Origin of the sequence: Synechococcus sp. Lug-A (assembly GCF_024345655.1) — a bacterium.
Classification (GTDB): domain Bacteria; phylum Cyanobacteriota; class Cyanobacteriia; order PCC-6307; family Cyanobiaceae; genus MW101C3.
In genome coordinates, this window is the sequence record NZ_JAGQBN010000002.1 from 152,583 (window position 1) to 171,712 (window position 19,130).

16 protein-coding genes are annotated in these 19,130 nt (G+C 62.8%); 9 read left to right on the forward strand and 7 right to left on the reverse strand.

Annotation, left to right across the window (positions count from 1 at the left end):
• Window positions 1-149: 149 nt before the first annotated feature.
• From KBY86_RS02210 to KBY86_RS02245, 8 genes are all read left to right on the forward strand, one after another.
• Window positions 150-1,448, forward strand: coding sequence for a hypothetical protein (locus KBY86_RS02210; RefSeq protein WP_255139999.1), 1,299 nt, complete (start codon window positions 150-152; stop codon window positions 1,446-1,448).
• Window positions 1,445-2,611, forward strand: coding sequence for a hypothetical protein (locus tag KBY86_RS02215; protein ID WP_255140000.1), 1,167 nt, complete (start codon window positions 1,445-1,447; stop codon window positions 2,609-2,611). Before KBY86_RS02210 ends, KBY86_RS02215 begins: the two co-directional genes overlap by 4 nt.
• Window positions 2,604-6,686, forward strand: a complete 4,083-nt coding sequence (locus KBY86_RS02220) for a CHAT domain-containing protein (protein ID WP_255140001.1) — start codon at window positions 2,604-2,606, stop codon at window positions 6,684-6,686. Before KBY86_RS02215 ends, KBY86_RS02220 begins: the two co-directional genes overlap by 8 nt.
• A gap of 53 nt (window positions 6,687-6,739) precedes the next feature.
• Window positions 6,740-7,090, forward strand: a complete 351-nt coding sequence (locus KBY86_RS02225; RefSeq protein ID WP_255140003.1) for a hypothetical protein — start codon at window positions 6,740-6,742, stop codon at window positions 7,088-7,090.
• A gap of 111 nt (window positions 7,091-7,201) precedes the next feature.
• Window positions 7,202-7,549, forward strand: a complete 348-nt coding sequence (locus KBY86_RS02230; protein ID WP_255140004.1) for a hypothetical protein — start codon at window positions 7,202-7,204, stop codon at window positions 7,547-7,549.
• 90 nt (window positions 7,550-7,639) lie between these two features.
• The gene (locus tag KBY86_RS02235; protein WP_255140005.1) at window positions 7,640-8,488 is read left to right on the forward strand and encodes a hypothetical protein; all 849 of its coding nucleotides are present in this window, start codon (window positions 7,640-7,642) and stop codon (window positions 8,486-8,488) included.
• Window positions 8,489-9,204: 716 nt separating this feature from the next.
• Window positions 9,205-9,504, forward strand: a complete 300-nt coding sequence (locus KBY86_RS02240) for a galactose oxidase (RefSeq protein WP_255140006.1) — start codon at window positions 9,205-9,207, stop codon at window positions 9,502-9,504.
• Entirely contained in the window at window positions 9,501-10,013 is a 513-nt protein-coding gene (locus KBY86_RS02245) for a hypothetical protein (RefSeq protein ID WP_255140007.1), read from the forward strand. The genes KBY86_RS02240 and KBY86_RS02245 overlap by 4 nt, the downstream gene beginning before the upstream one ends.
• A 171-nt stretch (window positions 10,014-10,184) precedes the next feature.
• On the opposite strand, the gene KBY86_RS02250 is transcribed toward KBY86_RS02245, so the two are convergent.
• Genes KBY86_RS02250 through KBY86_RS02265 form a run of 4 tightly spaced genes read right to left on the reverse strand, consistent with a single transcriptional unit; the run spans window position 10,185 to window position 14,216 of the window.
• A complete protein-coding gene (locus tag KBY86_RS02250) occupies window positions 10,185-11,273 on the reverse strand; it encodes a DMT family transporter (RefSeq protein ID WP_255140008.1) in 1,089 nt (362 codons plus the stop codon).
• Between the two features lie 29 nt (window positions 11,274-11,302).
• The gene (locus tag KBY86_RS02255; protein ID WP_255140009.1) at window positions 11,303-11,932 is read right to left on the reverse strand and encodes a class I SAM-dependent methyltransferase; all 630 of its coding nucleotides are present in this window, start codon (window positions 11,930-11,932) and stop codon (window positions 11,303-11,305) included.
• A gap of 29 nt (window positions 11,933-11,961) precedes the next feature.
• Window positions 11,962-13,332 (reverse strand): Nramp family divalent metal transporter, encoded by a 1,371-nt coding sequence (locus tag KBY86_RS02260; RefSeq protein ID WP_255140010.1) that lies wholly within the window; start codon window positions 13,330-13,332, stop codon window positions 11,962-11,964.
• 41 nt (window positions 13,333-13,373) lie between these two features.
• Window positions 13,374-14,216, reverse strand: a complete 843-nt coding sequence (locus KBY86_RS02265) for a vitamin K epoxide reductase family protein (RefSeq protein ID WP_399220979.1) — start codon at window positions 14,214-14,216, stop codon at window positions 13,374-13,376.
• Window positions 14,217-14,418: 202 nt separating this feature from the next.
• On the opposite strand from KBY86_RS02265, the gene cadR reads away from it, so the two are divergent.
• Window positions 14,419-14,835 (forward strand): Cd(II)/Pb(II)-responsive transcriptional regulator, encoded by a 417-nt coding sequence (gene cadR, locus KBY86_RS02270; RefSeq protein WP_255140012.1) that lies wholly within the window; start codon window positions 14,419-14,421, stop codon window positions 14,833-14,835.
• 16 nt (window positions 14,836-14,851) lie between these two features.
• Here the strand turns inward: cadR and KBY86_RS02275 are convergent, their stop codons facing one another.
• From KBY86_RS02275 to KBY86_RS02285, 3 genes are all read right to left on the reverse strand, one after another.
• Window positions 14,852-17,011: a cation-translocating P-type ATPase gene (locus KBY86_RS02275; protein ID WP_255140013.1), complete on the reverse strand. Its 2,160-nt coding sequence runs from the start codon at window positions 17,009-17,011 to the stop codon at window positions 14,852-14,854.
• Window positions 17,012-17,151: 140 nt separating this feature from the next.
• Window positions 17,152-17,562 carry a hypothetical protein gene (locus tag KBY86_RS02280; RefSeq protein ID WP_255100940.1) on the reverse strand — a complete coding sequence of 137 codons (411 nt, stop codon included), beginning with the start codon at window positions 17,560-17,562 and terminating at the stop codon, window positions 17,152-17,154.
• 73 nt (window positions 17,563-17,635) lie between these two features.
• Window positions 17,636-19,123, reverse strand: coding sequence for a multicopper oxidase family protein (locus KBY86_RS02285; RefSeq protein ID WP_255100941.1), 1,488 nt, complete (start codon window positions 19,121-19,123; stop codon window positions 17,636-17,638).
• Window positions 19,124-19,130 lie beyond the last annotated feature (7 nt).

Genomic DNA, 19,130 nt, shown 5'->3' on the forward strand with positions numbered 1-19,130 from the left:
GAGTGGAGGGCCCCCTGCTCCCTCTTCTGGTTCCATAGCCGCCAGCCTGATTCAGTCCATCAGCCCGTTTCTCGGGAGAGCTGTCAGAATGCTGGCCAAAGCATCCAAGACTTCACTTGCCTGCTGAGCACTACACAGTTCTGCGCAGCTTGGCCGCTAGCGGCGAGATCATCTCCCTAAAGCAGGAAACTACCGAGCTGGCCTTACGGCGTTGCGGGCTTGAGGATCTCGAGGAAGCCACGGCTTCCGGCGATCGCCAACTGCTGGCGGAGGCACGCAAGGAAACTCCGGGAGCGTTGCTCTGCCTGCGTTGTCGGGTCAGCAGGTCGCTTGAGCAGTGCATCCGTACTCATTATCGCGATTTTCACCACGCCTACGGCGTGCAGCTTGCGGCGCTTGCTGCCTTCGCCCTGGATGATCGGGGTGGGAGCGTCCCTTTCTGTCACGTCCCGCCACCTGCCGAGTTCAGAGTTCCGTTCACAGTGGAGGTCATCCGCAGCTTTGACCCTGAGCGGGCCGGCTTGCCTCACTGGGCCAGGCAACGCCTGATTGGCCGTAACGACTACAAGGCCTATCTCCTGGAGATGGGGGTGCTGCTGATCGGGAAGTGGGCCCTGCTGGGCGACTGCAGCCATAGACAGGTACATGAAGCCATGGTGTTGCCTGGTCAGACCACCTCCCTCACACCTGAGGCAGCGGAGGCGCTGCATCGTCGCTACCTACTGGCTTACAGGAAAGCGAAGCTGACCTACCGGCAGCGAACGGGACGACAGCGGGGCTGGGAGCCTGATGCGGCTTTCTTTCAGGAGTTGGACCCTGAGCGGCACTGGGCAGACACGGAAGATGACTTGCACACGATGGAGACGGCGGTGCGCAGGCTCCAAGCAGGCCGCTGGCAGAGCCATGAGCGAAAGCTTGTTTCGATGCAGGGCACTGATCGTGCAGAGGAGCAACTGGCCGACCCAGGAGCCGCCCACCTGGAGCGTCTGATGGATCAGGAACAGGACTCCGCCGTTGGGGGCCTTGCCGCCGAGGCATTGGAAGCCGAGGGATTGGCCTACGTGCAGCTGATGCTGGCGGGCCTTGCCGTGGAGGATGAACAGTGGTGTTTCTGGCGAGGCTGGCTGGAAGGAAGAAGTACGCGGGAGATCGCTGCCTGCTGCGGAGCCGCACAAGCGCGGGTGAGCCGTCGGCTCAGTGTCCAGGATCGGGCCAGGCAGATTGCCACCAGAGCTCTGAAGCGCCTCGCACCGCTACCAGCCTTCACGATGGCCTTCGGTAGTCCCGAGAAGCTTGATGCCGCGGCTGATCGGCTGGTGAATCACCTCCTGATGTCGGAACAACAAGGAGAGGATCCCCCCCTGCGCCGCTGGCTCCGCATCGCCATGCACAACATCCATACCGGCACCACCAGCACTGCTCGAGAGGAATCGGGAGGGATGCCATGACCATCAGGTTGAATCCGGCTGAGATGCACTTGAGCGGCAGACCGCTGTTGGTCGATGAGGTGGTGCTCACCGAAGTGCAGATCAGCCGTGCCGCCAATTGCTTTGATCCTGCCGACACCGACGAGGCCGCCTGGGATCGATACCTGCGGGCCCTGGCCTTGGAGGGCCTGAAAGGAGAAATCCTTCGCCGCCAGACTGCAATCACCATCGGCCCGGAGCTGGAGCCGGAGACGCCGGGAAGGCTGCTGGCCGTGAACGGACTGGCAACGCAACTTCTCTGCAGCACGGAGATGTCCGAAACGATCGCGGTGGATCTCAGCCCCTGGTGCCAGGAAGCAACAGCACCCCAGATCCTGCTTGTGATGCAGGTAGAGGAAGACAACGGCGTTGTTCGGGTAGCGGGTGTAATGGACGGCCCGACGCTCGTGGCGCACATCTCGAGGGAGGGGCAGGCCCTGAGTGCAGCCACTGTCGAGATTCCGATGACGGCTTTTAGAGGAGGGTTCGAGCAATTCCTACGCTGGGCAACGATGCTTCCCCCCAGTGCATTGCCACGGGTGGCCGTGTCGGCAGGAAGTAAAGCTTCCCCCCTGGCAATGGCAATCGGACCGGCACTGCAGGAACTGCAGGCTCAGATTCAAGAATGGCTGAAGCACCAACTGCAGGAGGCTCCCGCCCCGATCCCTCTGCTAGTGGCTGGTGCACGGTCCGCGGATCGGGCGGAGGTGTTCCTGGTCAATCCACGGGTGGATCTGGATGCGGAAGGCAACCATGTGGCCGTAGTAGTGAGCCGCACCCCCACGATCTGGGCCGATCGCCCCCTGGCGGAGATCCTGATCGAACGCGATGGGGTGCCGGTGTGGCAGCAACTGGCTACAAGCAAGGAGCCGATTGAAGGCGCGATTGGCTGGTCGCTGGAGCCCTTGAACGCTGGCGAGAGCTGCACCTTAAAGCTGCGGCCCTACGGAACCTCGGGAGGTGCCTACGCAAAAGTAATGCTGGTGGTGACTGAATCAGAAGTTATTGATCAATGCGAAGCATGGCTCTGTCGTGGGGATAGTGTGCAAGAGTTGTTCACTACAGAAGGCATTGGGATGGGACGCGATGCCACTATTCGCCTTGCTGAGGAGATTGCGACTCGCCTGCGGCTAAAGCATGGTTGACAATCCAGCAGCAAAATCAGAGGGACAAGTAGTTGACATTTCTGGCGAACAGGATGTAACTGGATATTCTCAGGAGCTTGAAGCACTTTGGTCAAAAGTGAATTCAATCAAGAATCTGAATGAGAGACAGAGACCTTCTCTTGAAGAACTGATCAGACTCGTCACCTTGAGTGAGTGTGTGAATGGAGAGTTTCATCCCCATACGGCTACAGCCACAAGCCTTCTTGCTGAATACCAGTGTGAACATGGCCGCTATGAGGAGGCTGAAAGGGAGATCTGTCGCGCCTTAGCAATCAATGAGCAGGCCTTAGGTCCTGAGCACCCTTCTACTGCCACGTGCCTTAACAATCTTGCCGAGGTCTACCGGGTACAAGGGCAGTACGAGGCAGCGGAGCCGTTGTTTCAAAGAGCACTCGCTATCTATGAGCAGGCCTTAGGTCCAGAGCACACTTCTGCTGGAGCAAGCCTCAACAATCTGGCCTTGCTCTACGAAGCTCAAGGGCTGTACGCGGCAGCAGAGCCATTGTTTCAAAGAGCGCTGGCGATCAATGAAGGGGCCTTAGGCCCTGAGCACCCTTCTACTGCCACGAGCCTCAACAATCTAGCCAAGCTTTACGAAGCTCAAGGACAGTACGAGGCAGCGGAGCCGTTGTTTCAAAGAGCGCTGGCTATCTATGAACACAGCTTAGGACCTGAGCACCCTTCTACTGCCACATGCCTCAACAATCTAGCCGTGGTTTATTGGGCTCAAGGGCTGTACGCGGCAGCGGAGCCGTTCTTTCAAAGAGTGCTGGCGATTAATGAAGGAGCCTTAGGCCCTGAGCACCCTTCTACTGCCACGAGCCTCAACAATCTAGCCAAGCTTTACGAAGCTCAAGGGCAGTGCAGTGCAGCAGAGCCATTGTTTCAAAGAGCGCTGGCGATCAATGAAGGGGCCTTAGGCACTGAGCACCCTTCTACTGCCATGAGCCTCAACAATTTGGCCGAATTATACAAAGCTCAAGGGCAGTACAGGGCAGCAGAGCCATTGTTTCAAAGAGCACTGGCGATCCGTGAGCAAGCCCTAGGACTTGAACACCCTTTTACTGGTGCAAGCCTTAACAACTTAGCCGGATTATACTTAGCTCAAGGGCAGTGCAGTGCAGCAGAGCCATTGTTTCAAAGAGCGCTGGCGATCAATGAAGGGGCCTTAGGCACTGAGCACCCTTCTACTGCCATGAGCCTCAACAATTTGGCCAAGCTTTACGAAGCTCAAGGGCATTACAGGGCAGCGGAGCCGTTGTTGAAAAGAGCGCTGGCGATCAATGAAGGGGTCTTAGGCCCTGAGCACCCTTCTACTGGAGCGAGCCTCAACAACTTGGCCGGATTATACAAAGCTCAAGGGCAGTTCAGTGTAGCGGAGCCGTTGTACCAAAGAGCGCTGACGATCGATGAATACACCTTGGGCCCTGAGCACCCTTCTACTGCCATGAGCCTCAACAATCTAGCCAAGCTTTACGAAGCTCAAGGGCATTACAGGGCAGCGGATCCGTTGTTGAAAAGAGCGCTGGCGATCAATGAAGGGGTCTTAGGCCCTGAGCACCCTTCTACTGGAGAGATCCTCAACAATCTGGCCTTGCTCTACGAAGCTCAAGGGCAGTACAGTGCAGCGCAGTCGTTGTATCTAAGAGCGCTGGCGATCTGTGAACAGACCTTAGGTCCTGATCATCCATCTACTGCCGCAAGCCTCAGCAATCTGGCCTGGCTCCACCAAGCTCAAGGGCAGTACAGTGCAGCGGAGCCATTTTACTTAAGAGCGCTGGCGATCTATGAAAAGACCTTAGGTCCTGAGCACCCTCGTACTGGTACTAGCCTTGACCACTTAGCCGGATTATACGTAGCTCAAGGACAGTACAGTGCAGCCGAGCCGTTATACTTGAGGGCGCTGGCGATCGATGAATATACCTTAGGCCCTGAGCACCCTTCTACTGGAGCGGTCCTCAACAATTTGGCCTTGCTCTACGAAATTCAAGCGCAGTACAGCGCAGCGGACACATTGTACCAAAGAGCACTGGCGATCTGTGAGCAGGCCTTGGGTCCTGAGCACCCTTCTACTGCCACGTGCCTCAACAATTTGGCCGAATTATACAAAGCTCAAGGGCAGTACAGTGCAGCAGAGCCATTGTTTCAAAGAGCACTGGCGATCTGTGAACAGGCTTTGGGTCCTGAGCACCCTTCTACTGGAGCGGCCCTCAACAATCTAGCCAAGCTCTACGTGGCTCAAGGGCAGTACAGTGCAGCAGAGCCATTGCACCAAAGAGCGCTGGCGATCAATGAAGGAGCCTTAGGCCCTGAGCACCCTACTGCTGCCATAAGTCTCAGAAGTCTGGCATGGCTATACATTCAACAGGGGAAGTTCTTGGCGGCTGATATCCACCTCACTAGGGGACTACGCATACAGGCAACCTGGATGAGAAGAGAGGCGCCATTTCTTCCTGCTGCCCATCAGATTGCGCTGCTTGAGTCGCAGGACTTCGGTACGTGGATGGCCTATATCCTTGGCTCGCTCCATCCACCATCTACAGAACTGGCTCTATGGGCCCGGTTGAACTTCCAGGGCCTGATTCAGGAGATTGAGCAACAGCAGATGCGTCTTCACCTGTTGCCTGGTCCCCATCAAGAGATTGCAGTACGTCTCACTTTCCTAGTGAAGACGTTGGCCTCTGCCACGGTTTCTCAGGACCAACGCAGGAAACTGCAGCTTGAGAGTGCTGATCTGGAACGTGAACTCTTCCGGGTAATTCCGATAGCGAATCTTAAGTCGGTTGAGATTGCGGAGGTCGCCGACGCTTTGCCGCCCGAGACATTTCTGGTCGAGTTCCAGCGATTCTTGCCCACAGGTGAAGAATCATGGGGCGAACCGCGCTATATGGCACTCGTTTTAGCTAGTACCGGCATCGTGGTGCAGGTGGACCTGGGGCGAGCTCACCTGTTGGAAACGCGGATTGCGCAGGCGCTGGAGGCCACCACTGAAGGCCTCGCCGATGCCGCGGAGTGCTGGATGGAGCTCAGCAAGGCCTTACTGCCACCACTCCTAAGCGCACTTGGAACCGCAACCCGCTGCTTCCTTTCGCTGGATGGTGAGCTTCATCGCCTTCCCATCCATGCGCTGCCGATGCCAGGGCAGCCTGATCATCTGTTTGGTGATTGGATTGATATCAGCATCCTGTCCACCGGCCGCGATCTGCTAACACCTGAGCAGGCGGCCCCCACCCTGGGGCGTTCCCTTGTGCTGGCAAATCCTCAGTATGACCTTGAGCCGGAGAGCAATAAGGATCATCGGGAGGATGCTGGTGCTTCGGTGAGAAGGCGATCCAGGGAGCTCGGTATCTCCCGGAGATGGGAACCCCTACCAGGGTCCGATCAGGAGGGACGCCAGGTGGCCTACCTGCTGGATGCCGATCTGTTCACGCAGGCTGATGCCACCACCAGAGCTCTTCAGTGCGCTTCCCATCCGCTCGTGCTGCATGTGGCGACCCACGGGTTTTTTCTTCCCGATGAGAAGCTGGACGAACCTCCTGAGCAGCTAATCGCTTCCCCACTAGGTGGCGATCTGCTTGCTAACTTCCGCGGAGAGGATCCAATGTTGCGCAGCGGCCTGGTGCTCGCCGGTGCCAACCAACCCGACGCCGATCCAGATGACGATGGGTATCTCACCGCCCTGGAAGCAACGCATCTCAGCTTGCAGGGAACCGAACTGGTCACCCTTTCAGCCTGTGATACAGGCCGCGGGGACATCTACACCGGCGAAGGCATGTACGGCCTGCAGCGGGCCCTGATTGTGGCAGGAGCCCGCTCCACTCTGCTGAGCTTGTGGCATGTGCCTGATGACGCCACAGGCGAGTTCATGGTGCGGTTTTACTCCCTGCTGAAGCAAGGTCTTGGCCGCTCAGACGCGCTCCGTCAGGTGCAGAGGGAATTTCGCAACCACACCAACTTCGTATGGCGCCACCCTTGTTACTGGGCGGCATGGCAGCTTGTGGGCGACTGGCGGCCGATCAAAGGGCTCCAAGCGTTTCCGGCCCAGGCGGTCTGAATCGTTGGTCCTCACCGGGAACTACTGAAAAGTGTTCGACGCCCCCTTCGGTCATGGGCCACCACCGCCAACTTGATGCCATTGCCGCTGTCGATCCCAACCTGATTGCTCTACCAGCGATCCATTTGATCGGCACCATTCGCGACGTTGGCCATGCCCAGCGCCGCTGCCAGCAACGCGCTATTTCGGCCTCCAGCATCCGCATCGCCGTGGCCTACGGCGACCAGGACCATCACTACGGTATGCAGCGATGGACGCTCATGAGCCGGCAGTTACGTCGTTCCCCCTATGCCCGCTACGAGCGGGAGCTCAATGGTCTTCAGCTGGTGGGAAGTACAGCAGCGGAGGATGGTTCCGTCTTGCTCACGACCTGCAAGTGGAACTGGTCGCTGCGCAGGAGCTGAATCAGCCCACAGTCCGCCAAACAAGAGTGAGACAGGACAGGCAAGCGGGCTTCTCTCCCCTTGCTGGCACCCGGCAACCCCCAGCTGAGGCCCTGAAACCTAGCCATCACCATGACCAACGATCTCCCCTGCATCTCCCCGCAATCTCTTGAAGTGTTGTCGCGCTTAGGGCCTGAGGCTCCCCGCAAGTTCAACACCTATGCCTGTGCAATCGAGGACATGTTGCTTGAATCCCTCGAGCATCAGAAGCGACAGGCAGCGAAATTGCAGGAGAACTCCCTCTGGATCAAAGAGGCTCAGACATGGATCCATGCTGCTGAACGAGAGCGGCAGGCCCTGCGCGCGTTGCTCACGGATCCCGATGAACTCCTCCGTTACGTGATCGGGTTCTTTGGCGCGGATGGTCCCTATCCCGGCCGGGTCGTTCTGACACGACTGGCCGAGATGCAGAGGAGCTGAGTCGATCCACCACCTCTCCTTTGCTGTAGGGATGCTGCATCAGACCAGTCATCCCGGAACAAAGAGAATTCGTCCCCACCCTCCGCCCCCATGACCCTCTCGTCCACCTCACTCACCAGGGCCTGCCCCAGCGATGCCCTTGACCGCGCCCGCCAAAGCGTGCAGATGATCTGCGGGACCATCATCCGGCGGTGCCAGAACCCCACCCACACCCGTCTGCTGATCAGAATCGCCAACGGAGAGATCTACGACACCGCCTATTGGCCCGACAACGCCCTCGTACGCCAGCTGGATGGCTACCAGGAGAATGACATCATCCTCTGCCAGGTCTACTTCTACCCACATCCCAACTACAGGTGCTGGAAGATCTGGGACCTGCTGGAGTTCGACGCCAGCTCGGCACAAGCCTTGCATAATCACATGCTGACCATCGACAACAGTGCCCAGAGGCTCCTTGCGGGTATGGAAGCGCTGCAGCTGGAAAGCAGTCAGTGCCACGAACTGCATGGGGCCCAGGTGCACACCCGCCAGGTGCGCCAGCAGCAGATCAACCTGATGAACGTCTCCGGTGTTGCCCTCGGCGGGCTCGGAATCCTGCTGGCTCCATTCACGTTCGGGGGTTCACTCTCCATGCTCCCGGGCTGTGCCGTGCTTCTGAGCGTCAGAAACGACGAGGCGGAAACGCCCCAGGAAGTGCAGATGCGCCATCGCATCAGTGCCGTTACCCGACGCCGTGAGGATCTGCAGCGCTTCGCAATGCAAACGCTTCACAACGCTCACGCCATCGAGACCCTTGTGGATTCCGCCAAGCACCAGCCCTGGAAGCGTGGCGCCCATGCCGACTACAGGATCTTCACGCCTCCCTCGCTTCGCACGGTGGCCGCCATCGCTCAACCGCTGGCTTGCACGGCACAAGGTAGACCACGGATAATGATCTGAAGCCCGGGTATTCGTCGATTCTCAACTAAGGCGGCATCCGCCGATTGCAGCAGATACCAACAGCCAAGCAAGAGCGCAGGAGGTGCACACAATTCATCAGCAATGCCTACCAGCGGTTTAGCCTGGGCGAGCTTCTCAGCTCCCAGTGGGTAGTCTCACTGCATTTTGGAGCGAACGCCAAGGTACTCACAAGTGCTATGGAATGACGTTTTCGGTGTTCTCCCAGTGCTTTACCTGGCTGGGGATTGTGCAAAGCCAAGCCGGTGAACTGATGGGGTTGGCGACCCCCCCGGTGGCCACCTGCTTGCAGCGGCAAGGGTTGCGCAGGCGGCATGCCTCTTGGCGGCAGCGCCCCCCCCCTGCCACCGCCTCTACGGCTGTCCACCAGCGAGGGGTCCCTCGCCATTAACCCAAAGGCAGCGCTAACTGGCCCCAGCGGTACTGACCCATCCGCGTTCGTCCACGGCTGTCGTCGATCCGGTGCGGCGGTGACCGTCCACCTGCGGCCGGTGTCAGAGGTGGGGTGCTTGCTTGGCCAAGATCACGTGTAGTCCTGGCCGGGGGCTTCAAGGAATCGGGTGCTGGTTATGGCGCCGGATCGATAAGCCCGCTTTCAGCGCGTCGTTGTCACCTGAGGATTCAGCTGAGGTCGCGCCCGAGCTGGCCAGAACTAGATGACCTCTGCTAGTACAGGTGTTCTCTGTGATGGTGTCGCCGTGGCTGCTTCCCCACCCCGCTCCCGCGGCACCCGGAGGGCGCCCAGCTCAGCGGCAGACGATGGCGGCTACGAGCATTGGCCCTACCTCGATGGGGTGGTGCTGGTGGCCAGCCGCAGCGGCAAGGTCTGCATGACATGCCACTGGTTTCGCCACCATGCCGGGGTGAGCTGCATCACCCTGCTCACCTGCCAGCTGCACCAGGGCCTGCTGACTCATGGGGAGCACCTCACCCGCCGCTGCCAGGGTTGGACCGACGACATGACGCGCCAGCGGGGCTGGTGCCCGGAGGTGGCATGAGCAACCGGCGTGCGGTGGTGGGTGTGATGGGTGCTGGTGAGGGTGCTTCCGCTGAAGCTGTGGCCCTGGCCGAGGAGCTGGGGGAGTGCATCAGCACCAGGGGATGGGTGCTGCTCACCGGTGGCCGACCGGCGGGGGTGATGGCGGCGGCCAGCCGCGGCGCAGTGCGGGTGGAGGGGCACTTGGTGGTGGGGGTGTTGCCCGATGAAGGGAAAGGTGACGACAGGCAAAGCACGACGGAGCTGGATCTGGCCCTGTTCACCGGCATGGGAAAGGCCCGCAACGTGATCAACGTGCTCAGCGCCGATGTGGTGGTGATCTGCGGGGGCGGCGGCCCAGGCACAGCATCAGAAGCCGCCCATGCGCTCAATGCGGGCAGGCCGCTGATCCTGCTGGCGGTGCCGCCGCTGTGGCGTGAGTTCTTCTGCTCGCTCAGCAAGGGGGTAGGGAGCGCGAGCGATGTGCAGGAGTGCTGCCGGTTGATCGAGGCCAGACTCACAGAGGCATGAGTCGGCCATCACCTCGTGTCCCCCTGACGCCAAAGGAGGGCTGGCTGAGCAACGGCCGTCAGGTGCTGCGCTTTCGCCCGACCCGCTGGGAGCGCACTGACCAGCGGCTGGGGATCACCAGCGGGGAGCTGGCCATTGATCCGGATCTGAGGAGTAGGCAGAGCGGACGACTCAGTGCTGATGGCGGTGGTGCACGTCGCTGACGTGGGGGTGCTCGTGGGCCAGCGGGTCATGGCGGTGGCGATGGCTGTGCCAGAAGGGCTGGCCAGGCTCGAGGTCCGCGAGATCCTCCGAACGGTGGGAATGAAGGTGGTGCGCATCGCTGTCTACAGGGGCGTGGAAGTGACGGTGCTGGTGATCGAGTTCGGCATGGCGGTGCCAGTGGCCATGGCTGGATCGCAGCAGCAAGCCTGTGCTGAGCGCCATGGCGGCCGCCGCCAGCAGCAGCGATGGACTGAGCGGTGAACCCAGCAGACCCACCGCCACCAGAGCGCCAAGGAAGGGAGCGGTGGAGAAGACCACGGCTTCCCTGGCGGCGCCAAGGGAGGCCAGCGCCACCATGTCGAGCCAGATCGACACGCCATAGCCGAGGCTGCCGATGCCGAGCAGGGCGGCACTCATCCAGACGAACGGGACCGGGTGCCCCTGCAGCTGGGCCACGGCCAGCATCGGCAGGGCAGCCCCGAGGGCCTTGGCGGCGGAGATCTGCAGGGGGTTGCGCAGGCTGAGGCGCTGGGAGAGGTTGTTGTCGATGCCCCAGCACAGGCAGGCCAGGGCGATCCACAGCACGCCCTTCCATTGGCTGCCGCCTAGCGGACCCGCCGAGAGCACCAGGGCTCCGGTGAGCGTCAGGGCGGCCGCCGCCCAGCCGTCACGACCGAGGTGCTCCTTACCCACCCCCACGGCAATCAGCACCGTGAACACCGCCTCCAGGTTGAGCAGCAGCGCCGAGGCCCCCGGGGTGAGCAGCGCCAGGCCCTTGACCAGGGCGATCGGTCCGGCGATGCCGCCCAACAGGGTGATCAGCCCTAACAGGGGGAAATCCTGCCGCTGGATCGGAGCGTGGCGGCTGGTCGGGGCCTCGGCCACTGCCAGGGGCAACAGCACCAATGCCGCACCGGCGTACAGCAGACCCGCCACGAGCACGGGGGACGGCCCGTGGCTCAAGCTGCCGATCAGCGGAGCGCTGGAGCCGAACAGGGCGGCAGCAATCAGGCCCGCCAACCAGCCGCGGTGCTGTTCTCGCGTCTGGGAGGTCATCAGGATCACCACAGCAACCGGACAGGCTCCTATGCAAACGATGGGGAAGTCCGTTGGAACCGACAGGACAGAAAGTGTTGCTCCGCGCCGCCTGGTGTGCGATGGCGCAACCACCCATGATCGAGCAAACGGAATGCTGTCCCCAAAGTTTCCTGGAGCCTCTCAGGGCTGTAACGCACCACAGGCAAGCCACTGCAAGTGGTGGGGCCGTCTTCGGCAAAGGTTGCCAGGAGCAGAGTGCCACCAGGCTTGAGCGCCTGCAGCACGGCCCGGACATAGGCCTGCTGATCGGCGGGGCTGGTGAGGAAATGAAACACCGCCCGGTCATGCCAGACGTCATAGGCATGGTCGGGCAGGGTGGCCGTGAGGATGTCGGCCTCCAGCCACTGCACCGCAGCGGCGCGTGCGCCAAGCCGCTCTCTGGTCACGGCCAGTGCTGCGCTGGAAAGGTCCAGAACCGTGATCCGTTGATAGCCAAGGTTCAGGAGGTCATCCACAAGCGTGGAGGCACCCCCGCCCACATCGATGATCGCCGCATCCAGTGGTAGGCCGGCAGCCTGAAGCAGCCGGAGTGAGTCATCGGCATGGGCTTGATACCAGCTCAACGACTCAGGGGCCTTGGATGCGTAGATCGACTCCCAGTGGTTTTTGCTCGTCATGGGTCCACGCAGAGGCGGCTGTCAACAGTTCAGCCGCCCCGCAGCACCGCGCTGAGCAAGGAGAGGTTGATCATCACAATCACGCTGGCGCACAGCCAGCCTGCTGCCTGAAGCCAGAGCGGCGCTCTGAGCTCGCCCATCAGACCGCGCCGCCCGCAGAACCACACCAGCGGGATCACCGCGAAGGGCAACTGCAGCGACAGCACCACCTGGCTCAGCACCAGCAGATTCGTGGTGGCCCGCTCGCCGAACAGGATCACCGTGGCCATCGCCGGGATCAGGGCCAGGCCTCGGGTGAGCAGCCGCCGTTTCCAGTCCGGCAGCCGGATCTGCAGGAACCCCTCCATCACGATCTGGCCGGCCATGGTGGCGGTGAGGGTGGAGCTCTGGCCCGCCGCCAGCAGGGCTACCCCGAACAGCACGCTGGCGAGCGACGTGCCCAGCATCGGCGTCAGCAACCGGTAGGCCTCGCTGAGGTCCGTGACCGGCTGCGGTAGCCGCCCGTAGAAGCTGCCGGCGGCCAGCACCAGGATCGAGACATTGATCAGAAAGGCCAGGCTGAGGGCGATCAGGGTGTCCCAGGTGCTGAAAGCCAGGGCCCTGCGCTGAGCCCTCACCCCGCCGATCCACCGCCGGGTTTGCACCAGCGAGGAGTGCAGATAGAGGTTGTGGGGCATCACCGTGGCCCCGAGAATGCCGGCGGCCAGAAACAACTGCTGGCCGTCCCTGAGGCTGGCGGCCTGGGGAAGAAAGCCCTGGCCCACCTGGCCCCAGTTGGGCTGCAGCAGGAACATCTCCACCGCGAAGCAACCCCCGACCAGGGCGACCAGGGCGATCACAAGGGCCTCCAGTCGGCGGATCCCGAAGCGCTGCAGCGCCAGCAGCAACAGGGTGTCGGCGGCGGTCAGGCCCACCCCCCAGGGCAAGGGAAGACCGAAAAGCAGCTGCAGGGCAATGGCGCTACCCACCAGCTCGGCCAGGTCACAGGCAATGATCGCCACCTCGGCCAGCAGCCACAGGGGAATCCGGCAGAACCGCGGTAGGAGCTGGCTGCAGGCCTGGGCCAGATCCAGCCGCGTGGCGATGCCCAGCCGGCAGCAGAGTGACTGGAGCACCATCGCCATCAGGCTGGAGAGCCCGATCACCCACAGCAGGCGGTACCCGAACTGGGAACCGGCCGCCAGATCCGTGGCCCAGTTGCCGGGATCCATGTAACCCACGGCCACCAGATAGCCGGGGCCGAGCACCCGCAGAAAGGTGCGCAGGGTGCCCAGGCCGGCGGGTACCTCCACGGCCTGCGTGTCGATGCGAGAGGCGGTGCCGATCGGTGCATCAGGCATGAAGCGACGCCAGCGGAGCTGGAGGCTAAGGCGAGGGTGGCTGCGATCCTGCTGGGGCATGGCTGGCTTGACCCCGCCCTGGGGAAGGGATCACGGCCTGCTCAGAAGTCACGCGGACCGGTGTAGCCACTGAGATCAGCGAGGGTGTTCAGTGGCTTGACGCCCGAATCCACGACGCCCTTGATCTGCCAGCTGGGATAGCCCTGAACCCCCTGCTGCTTGCACAGCTGCGCCTGGCTGTTGGCGCCGTCTTCGGCGCATTCGATCACCTGGAGCTTGGCGGCAGCCTCCTTGCCGAAGGCCTCCTTCTGGTCATGGCAGTGGGGGCACCAGTACGCCGTGAACACCCGGGCGCCGACGCTGCTCAGATGCTCCGCCAGGGCAATCTTGGCCGGCGAACTGGCGCTGATGACAGCTGGAGCCGCCCGTCCGCTTTGAGCGACAGGCTGGTCCGCCGATGCTGCCCAGCCCAGCCCCAGCAGACCAACAAGGAGGACTGTCATCACTCCGCGAAAGATCAGTTGGCTGCGGTCGATCCAGCCACCTCCAACAAGGCTCAACAGGAACAGCGCGAGGCTGAGGGCGGCCGACACCACACAGAAGGTGCAGAAGGCCTTGATCTCGAAGACCAGGAGCCCCATCAGCACCAGGCTGAAGACGGCCATGCCGCAGCTGACGAGGAACAGAGCCCAGCGATTGCCCTCCGAGGCTGGGGCGCGCAGACCTCCTCGCAGCAACGGCAGCAGGGCCAGCAGGAGCACCGTGGCGTAGGCCAGGAACCCAAAGAGAGAAAGTGGCTGGCCCAGCAGCGTGCCCCAGGCGCTGCCGAGCACCTTGTCGCAGCCATCGCTACCGCCCGGACAGGAGAGGCTGCCGATCCAACCCCAGCGCTTGGCGGTGATCGAGCCGGTATCGATCATGCCGATCGTGGCGAGCACGGCCATGGTGAGGCGCACCCAGGGCCGGCCTGGCTCCTGGCTCGATCGACGGCTGGACAGCGGTTTGGTTCGCGTAGCGCTGCTCACAGGGGGAGAGAACGGCTGAGATACGGCCATTGAAAAGCCTGAAGTGGCTTCAGGGTCAAGGGCCTAGCGTTGCGCCAGGGAGGCTTGTCCGCCCGACTTGCCAACCCAAGGGGATGAATCCATGCAGATCGGCGAGTTGGCACGGTCCACCGGGGTCAAGATTGAAACCATCCGCTATTACGAACGCGAGCACTTGCTGCCAGTGCCGCAGCGCACGGATGGCAACTACCGCCTCTATTCGCCGCAGCATGTGGAGCAGTTGCGCTTCATCCGCTACTGCCGCAGCCTTGACATGAGCCTGGAGGAGGTGCGCATCCTGATCGAGGCGCGGGACGCCCCAGCCGGGAGCTGCCGGACTGTGAACGCCTTGCTGGACGAGAAGATGGCCGAGGTTGATGCACGGGTCGATGAACTGCGCCAGCTACAGCATCAGTTGCGGAACCTCAGAGGGTTTTGTCCGCAACCTGATCAGGTGAAGACCTGCGGCATCCTCATGGAGTTGAACCGTTCGGCTCGCATCGACAAGGCTCAGATCTGATCGTTCCCGACCACGCTCAGCCCTTGACCTTGTCAAGCGTGGGAGTGCGAAGCAGTCGCAGACCATTGGCGATCACGATCAAGCTGGTGCCCATGTCCGCGAAGACCGCCATCCACATCGTGGCATTTCCGGCCACGGTGAGCACCAGAAACAGGGCCTTGATTCCCAGCGCCAGCGCGATGTTCTGGCGCAGGATTCGGAAGGTGCGGCGAGAGAGGGCGATCGTTTCCGGTATGCGCATCAGATCGTCGTTCATGATCACCACATCGGCCGCTTCGATGGCGATGTGGGTGCCGGCTGCCCCCATCGCGAAACCGATGTCCGCCTGGGCCAGAGCCGGCGCATCATTGATGCCATCGCCGGCCATGGCCGCGAATCCATAGCGGGCCTGCAGATCGGCCACCGCCTCGAGCTTCTCCTGGGGCAGCAGGTTGCTTTTCACCTCCTCGATGCCGGCCAGGGCCGCGATCGCACCGGCGGTGGCTGCGTTGTCACCCGTGAGCATCACCGGGGTGACGCCGAGGGCCCGCAGGGCCTCCATGGCGGCCGAGGAGCTGGGCCGAACGGTGTCGGCGACGGCGATCAGGGCGAGCACGCCGCTGTCATCCGCCAGCAGGCTGAGCGAGCGACCCTGGCTCTCGTGAACCTCCATCGATGCTTCCAGGTCGCTGGAGCAAAGCCCCAGCTCCTCGATCCAGCGGTGGTTGGCCAGCATCAACGGCCGACCCGCGATCACGCCCCGCACCCCCCTTCCGGGGAGGGCCTCGAAGGCCTCCACGGCCAGCCGCTCGCCATCAAGGCCAGCGGCCATCGCCCGCGACACGGGATGGTCGGAGCGCTCCGCCAGGCTGCTGGCCCACTGTTTGAGAACGCCAGCGTCTGGCCCTTCTCGCTGAGGGGAAAAGGCCACCAGCTGGGGCTGGCCCAGGGTGATCGTGCCGGTCTTGTCGAGGGCCAGCACCTTGATCTTGCGGGCCTCCTCGATGTAGAGACCGCCTTTGATGATGATGCCGCGGCGGGCGGCGGTGGCCAGGCCGCTCACCACCGTGACCGGAGTGGCGATCACCAGGGCGCAGGGGCAGGCGATCACCAGCAGCACCAGCGCCTTGTAGATCGCCTGCATGGGTGTGAACCCCAGCAAGGGTGGCGCCAGCAGGGCAACGGCCAGGGCCACCACGAACACCGCCGGGGTGTAGCGGGCTGCAAAGCGATCCACGAAGCGCTGGATCGGAGCACGGGAGGCCTGGGCTTCCTCCACGGCCTGGATGATGCGCGCCAGGGTGCTCAGCGAGGCAGGTGCCGTCACCTGGATCTCGAGGGCGCCGCCCTGGTTGATCGTGCCCGCAAACACCTCATCACCCGGACCTTTGTCGACCGGCAGGCTTTCGCCGGTAATCGGCGCCTGATCGATCGCACTTACGCCAGAAAGCACCGTGCCATCAAGCGGCAGTCGTTCCCCCGGGCGGACCCTTGCCACATCACCGATGGCCACAGCACTGGCGGCCACGCGCTGCCAGCGGCCATCGTTCTGGCGGATCTCCGCCTCATCGGGAGCAAGAGCCATCAGGCTCGTGATCGCCTGGCGGGCCCGCTCCACTGCCCGTGCCTCGATCGCCTCGGCCACGGCATAGAGCGCCATCACCATGGCGGCTTCCGGGAAGCGGCCGATCAGGAAGGCGCCCGTGACCGCCACGCTCATCAACGCATTGATGTTGAGCCGGCCCTGGTGCAGGGCGGCCAGGCCCTTGCGAAACACGGAGAAGCCCGCCAGGGCGATCGCGGCGATGGCGATCCCGATCTCCACCAGCTCATGGCCCGGGTAGGCGGGAACGACCAGATGCAGCAGCTCCGCCGTGAGCGCCAATGCCAGGGAGCCCGCCAGGCGGAGCCGTTCAAGGCGCCGTTCGGCGCGGGTCTGGGCAGCGGAAGGCCGGTGATCGGAGCTGATCGGCTCCGGGGTGAACCCCAGCCGGCGGATTGCGGCAAGGGCGGAGTTGAGCGCTGCTGCTTCGGCATCGATCGCCAGAACGCGATCGGCCAGCACGAACCTCAGGCTGCGGATGCCGTCGAGACCTGAGAGGGCATGGCGGATCTCGGTTTCCTCGGTGGCGCAATCCATTGTGCTGATCCGAAACAGCGCTTCTCTGGCGCTAGCCAGCTCCGGCTGCGGCTCCATGGTGGCTCCAGCGTTCTGCCCGCTGGTTCCGCTGTTGCAGCAAGGTTCCGCCATGGCCCTGTCCTCCAGGCCCCATCTAACAGCCTGTAGTCACTTCAGGGTCAAGGATCTGGCGGCACCGTGCAGCCACAGGTTGCTCGTCAACGCAGCTTGGGACACTCCTGGTTATGCATCTGCTGCATCAGCCCATCGGCTTGCCGGGCCAGCTTGGCTCCAGCCGCCAGGTAGAACCTTAACTGCTGGCGGTTGACGTAGAGAACCTGCTGGTTGCGCAGCAGCTGTACTTCCGACTTGTGGCGGCAGTCGAGCAGGGCCTGGTAGTCGATGGTGCGCACGTTGCGGTCGTTGGCATTGGCCCCATCGGCCTGCTGGCTGAGGACCAGGCAGATTCGTTCGCGGATGGTTCGAACCAGGGCGATTTCGGCCTTCATGGCCTGCTCGGCCAGGGCATCGCGTTGCTCCAACAGGTTCCGGCACGCCTCCATATCCGCGGCCAGCGCCGGAGCGGCCAGCCAGCAGCAGGACAGCAACAGGGTCAGGACGTGGCGCATTCACGGATCAATTCGAGTCTTGTGTCTTTGGCGGCTATGGGCGTGATCATCTTGAGCTGAGTCAGACCATCCACTAGTCGATCTGCAGTACCCCCATCAGCCCCAGATCCTCGTGGTCGAGGTTGTGGCAGTGGTAGACGGTGCGCCCCGTGAAATCTTTGAACGTGACGCGGATCCGCACCTCCTCGCCCGCCTTTACCAGCACCGTGTCCTTCCAGCGGCGCTGGGCTTCGGGGCGGCCATCACGGCTGATCACCTGGAAGGGATTGATGTGCAAATGGAAGGGGTGATCCATCACGTCGTCATTGACGATCAACCAGTCTTCCGTGCTCCCGAGGGCAACACGGGTGTCGATGCGATCGGGATCGAAGGGCTGGCCATTGATCACGAAGCCCATGTCACCCCCACCCATTCCCCTGCCGCCCATGCCCCCCATGCCGTGTTGCATACCGCCCATTCCCATCCCCATGGCATGGGCCAGGGAGAAGCGGCGCGTGCGCTCCGGCTGCGGCAGGGCCGCCACGGGAATCAGGGTTTTTGGGAGTGGCAGCGGCGCCACTGATCCGGCGTAGTTGAGGGTGGCCAGGGTTTGAGGAGCGTCCGCCACCTGGCCCATCCCCATGTGGCCACTGCGCTGGTAGGGCAGGTTGAGCAGCCGGTAGCTGCCTGGAGTCTGGTTGCCCTGCACCAGCACATCGGCCCGCTCGCCAGGGGCCAGCAGCAGTTCGTCGAGGGCCTTAGGGGTCGCGATGGCGCCGCCATCGGTGGCGATCAGCACCATCCGGTGCCCTTCCAGGGCGAGGCGGTAGATGCGGGCATTGGAAGCATTGAGCAAACGGAGCCGCAGCAGACCGCCGCTGGGGATCGCCAGGCCGGGATTGAGCTCCCCGTTCACCGTCAGCAGTGGACCTTCCCGGCCGAGCATGCGCTCCATCCCCATCCCCATGCCGGCCTCAGCCGTACCGTCGGCGCTGGCGAAGTCCTTGAGCACCAGCACGCTTTCGCTGGCGGCCGCCACCTCTGGAATCCGATCCAGATCGCCGCGCACCACCAGGGCGCCCCCGAGACCACCGAACACCTGATCGGCCGAGTGGCCGTGGTGATGGGGGTGCACGTAGAAGAGGCCGGCCGGGTGGTCTTTGGCGAGCGTGAACTCATAGGAAAAGGAGCCACCGGGCGGCACGGTCAGGAAGACGTTGTCGCCTGATCCGGTAGGCGGGATGTGCAGCCCGTGGAAATGCAGGTTGGTGGGCTCCTGGAGGTCGTTGCGCAGCAGGAGCCGCACCTGATCGCCGGCATTCACCTCCAGCAGCGGGCCGGGCGAGCGGCCGTTGTAGGTGAGCAACGTGGCGGGGCCACCGGGAAGCCTCCCCGGCGTGGCGCTGGCCACCAGCTCCAGATCGGCCACGCCGCCAACGGAGCCCAGCCGCGCCGCACCGGCGGGCTGCGCACGGGCGGCGGAGTGCTGCACCCGATCCCAGAGAAGTGGGCCGACCACGGCCGTGCCGAGGCCGGCGAGCCCAAGTCCGAGCACCTGGCGTCGCCGAAGGGGAGTGGTCATGGTTGGG

Excerpts from the sequence above, each read along its gene's own strand:
- KBY86_RS02285 (WP_255100941.1), bottom strand. The coding sequence starts at position 19,123 with ATGACCACTCCCCTTCGGCGACGCCAGGTGCTCGGACTTGGGCTCGCC.
- KBY86_RS02275 (WP_255140013.1), bottom strand. The coding sequence starts at position 17,011 with ATGGAGCCGCAGCCGGAGCTGGCTAGCGCCAGAGAAGCGCTGTTTCGG.
- KBY86_RS02215 (WP_255140000.1), top strand. The coding sequence starts at position 1,445 with ATGACCATCAGGTTGAATCCGGCTGAGATGCACTTGAGCGGCAGACCG.
- KBY86_RS02265 (WP_399220979.1), bottom strand. The coding sequence starts at position 14,216 with ATGGCCGTGCTCGCCACGATCGGCATGATCGATACCGGCTCGATCACC.
- KBY86_RS02255 (WP_255140009.1), bottom strand. The coding sequence starts at position 11,932 with ATGACGAGCAAAAACCACTGGGAGTCGATCTACGCATCCAAGGCCCCT.
- KBY86_RS02225 (WP_255140003.1), top strand. The coding sequence starts at position 6,740 with ATGGGCCACCACCGCCAACTTGATGCCATTGCCGCTGTCGATCCCAAC.
- KBY86_RS02220 (WP_255140001.1), top strand. The coding sequence starts at position 2,604 with ATGGTTGACAATCCAGCAGCAAAATCAGAGGGACAAGTAGTTGACATT.
- KBY86_RS02280 (WP_255100940.1), bottom strand. The coding sequence starts at position 17,562 with ATGCGCCACGTCCTGACCCTGTTGCTGTCCTGCTGCTGGCTGGCCGCT.
- KBY86_RS02235 (WP_255140005.1), top strand. The coding sequence starts at position 7,640 with ATGACCCTCTCGTCCACCTCACTCACCAGGGCCTGCCCCAGCGATGCC.
- cadR (WP_255140012.1), top strand. The coding sequence starts at position 14,419 with ATGCAGATCGGCGAGTTGGCACGGTCCACCGGGGTCAAGATTGAAACC.
- KBY86_RS02260 (WP_255140010.1), bottom strand. The coding sequence starts at position 13,332 with ATGCCCCAGCAGGATCGCAGCCACCCTCGCCTTAGCCTCCAGCTCCGC.
- KBY86_RS02230 (WP_255140004.1), top strand. The coding sequence starts at position 7,202 with ATGACCAACGATCTCCCCTGCATCTCCCCGCAATCTCTTGAAGTGTTG.
- KBY86_RS02250 (WP_255140008.1), bottom strand. The coding sequence starts at position 11,273 with ATGACCTCCCAGACGCGAGAACAGCACCGCGGCTGGTTGGCGGGCCTG.
- KBY86_RS02245 (WP_255140007.1), top strand. The coding sequence starts at position 9,501 with ATGAGCAACCGGCGTGCGGTGGTGGGTGTGATGGGTGCTGGTGAGGGT.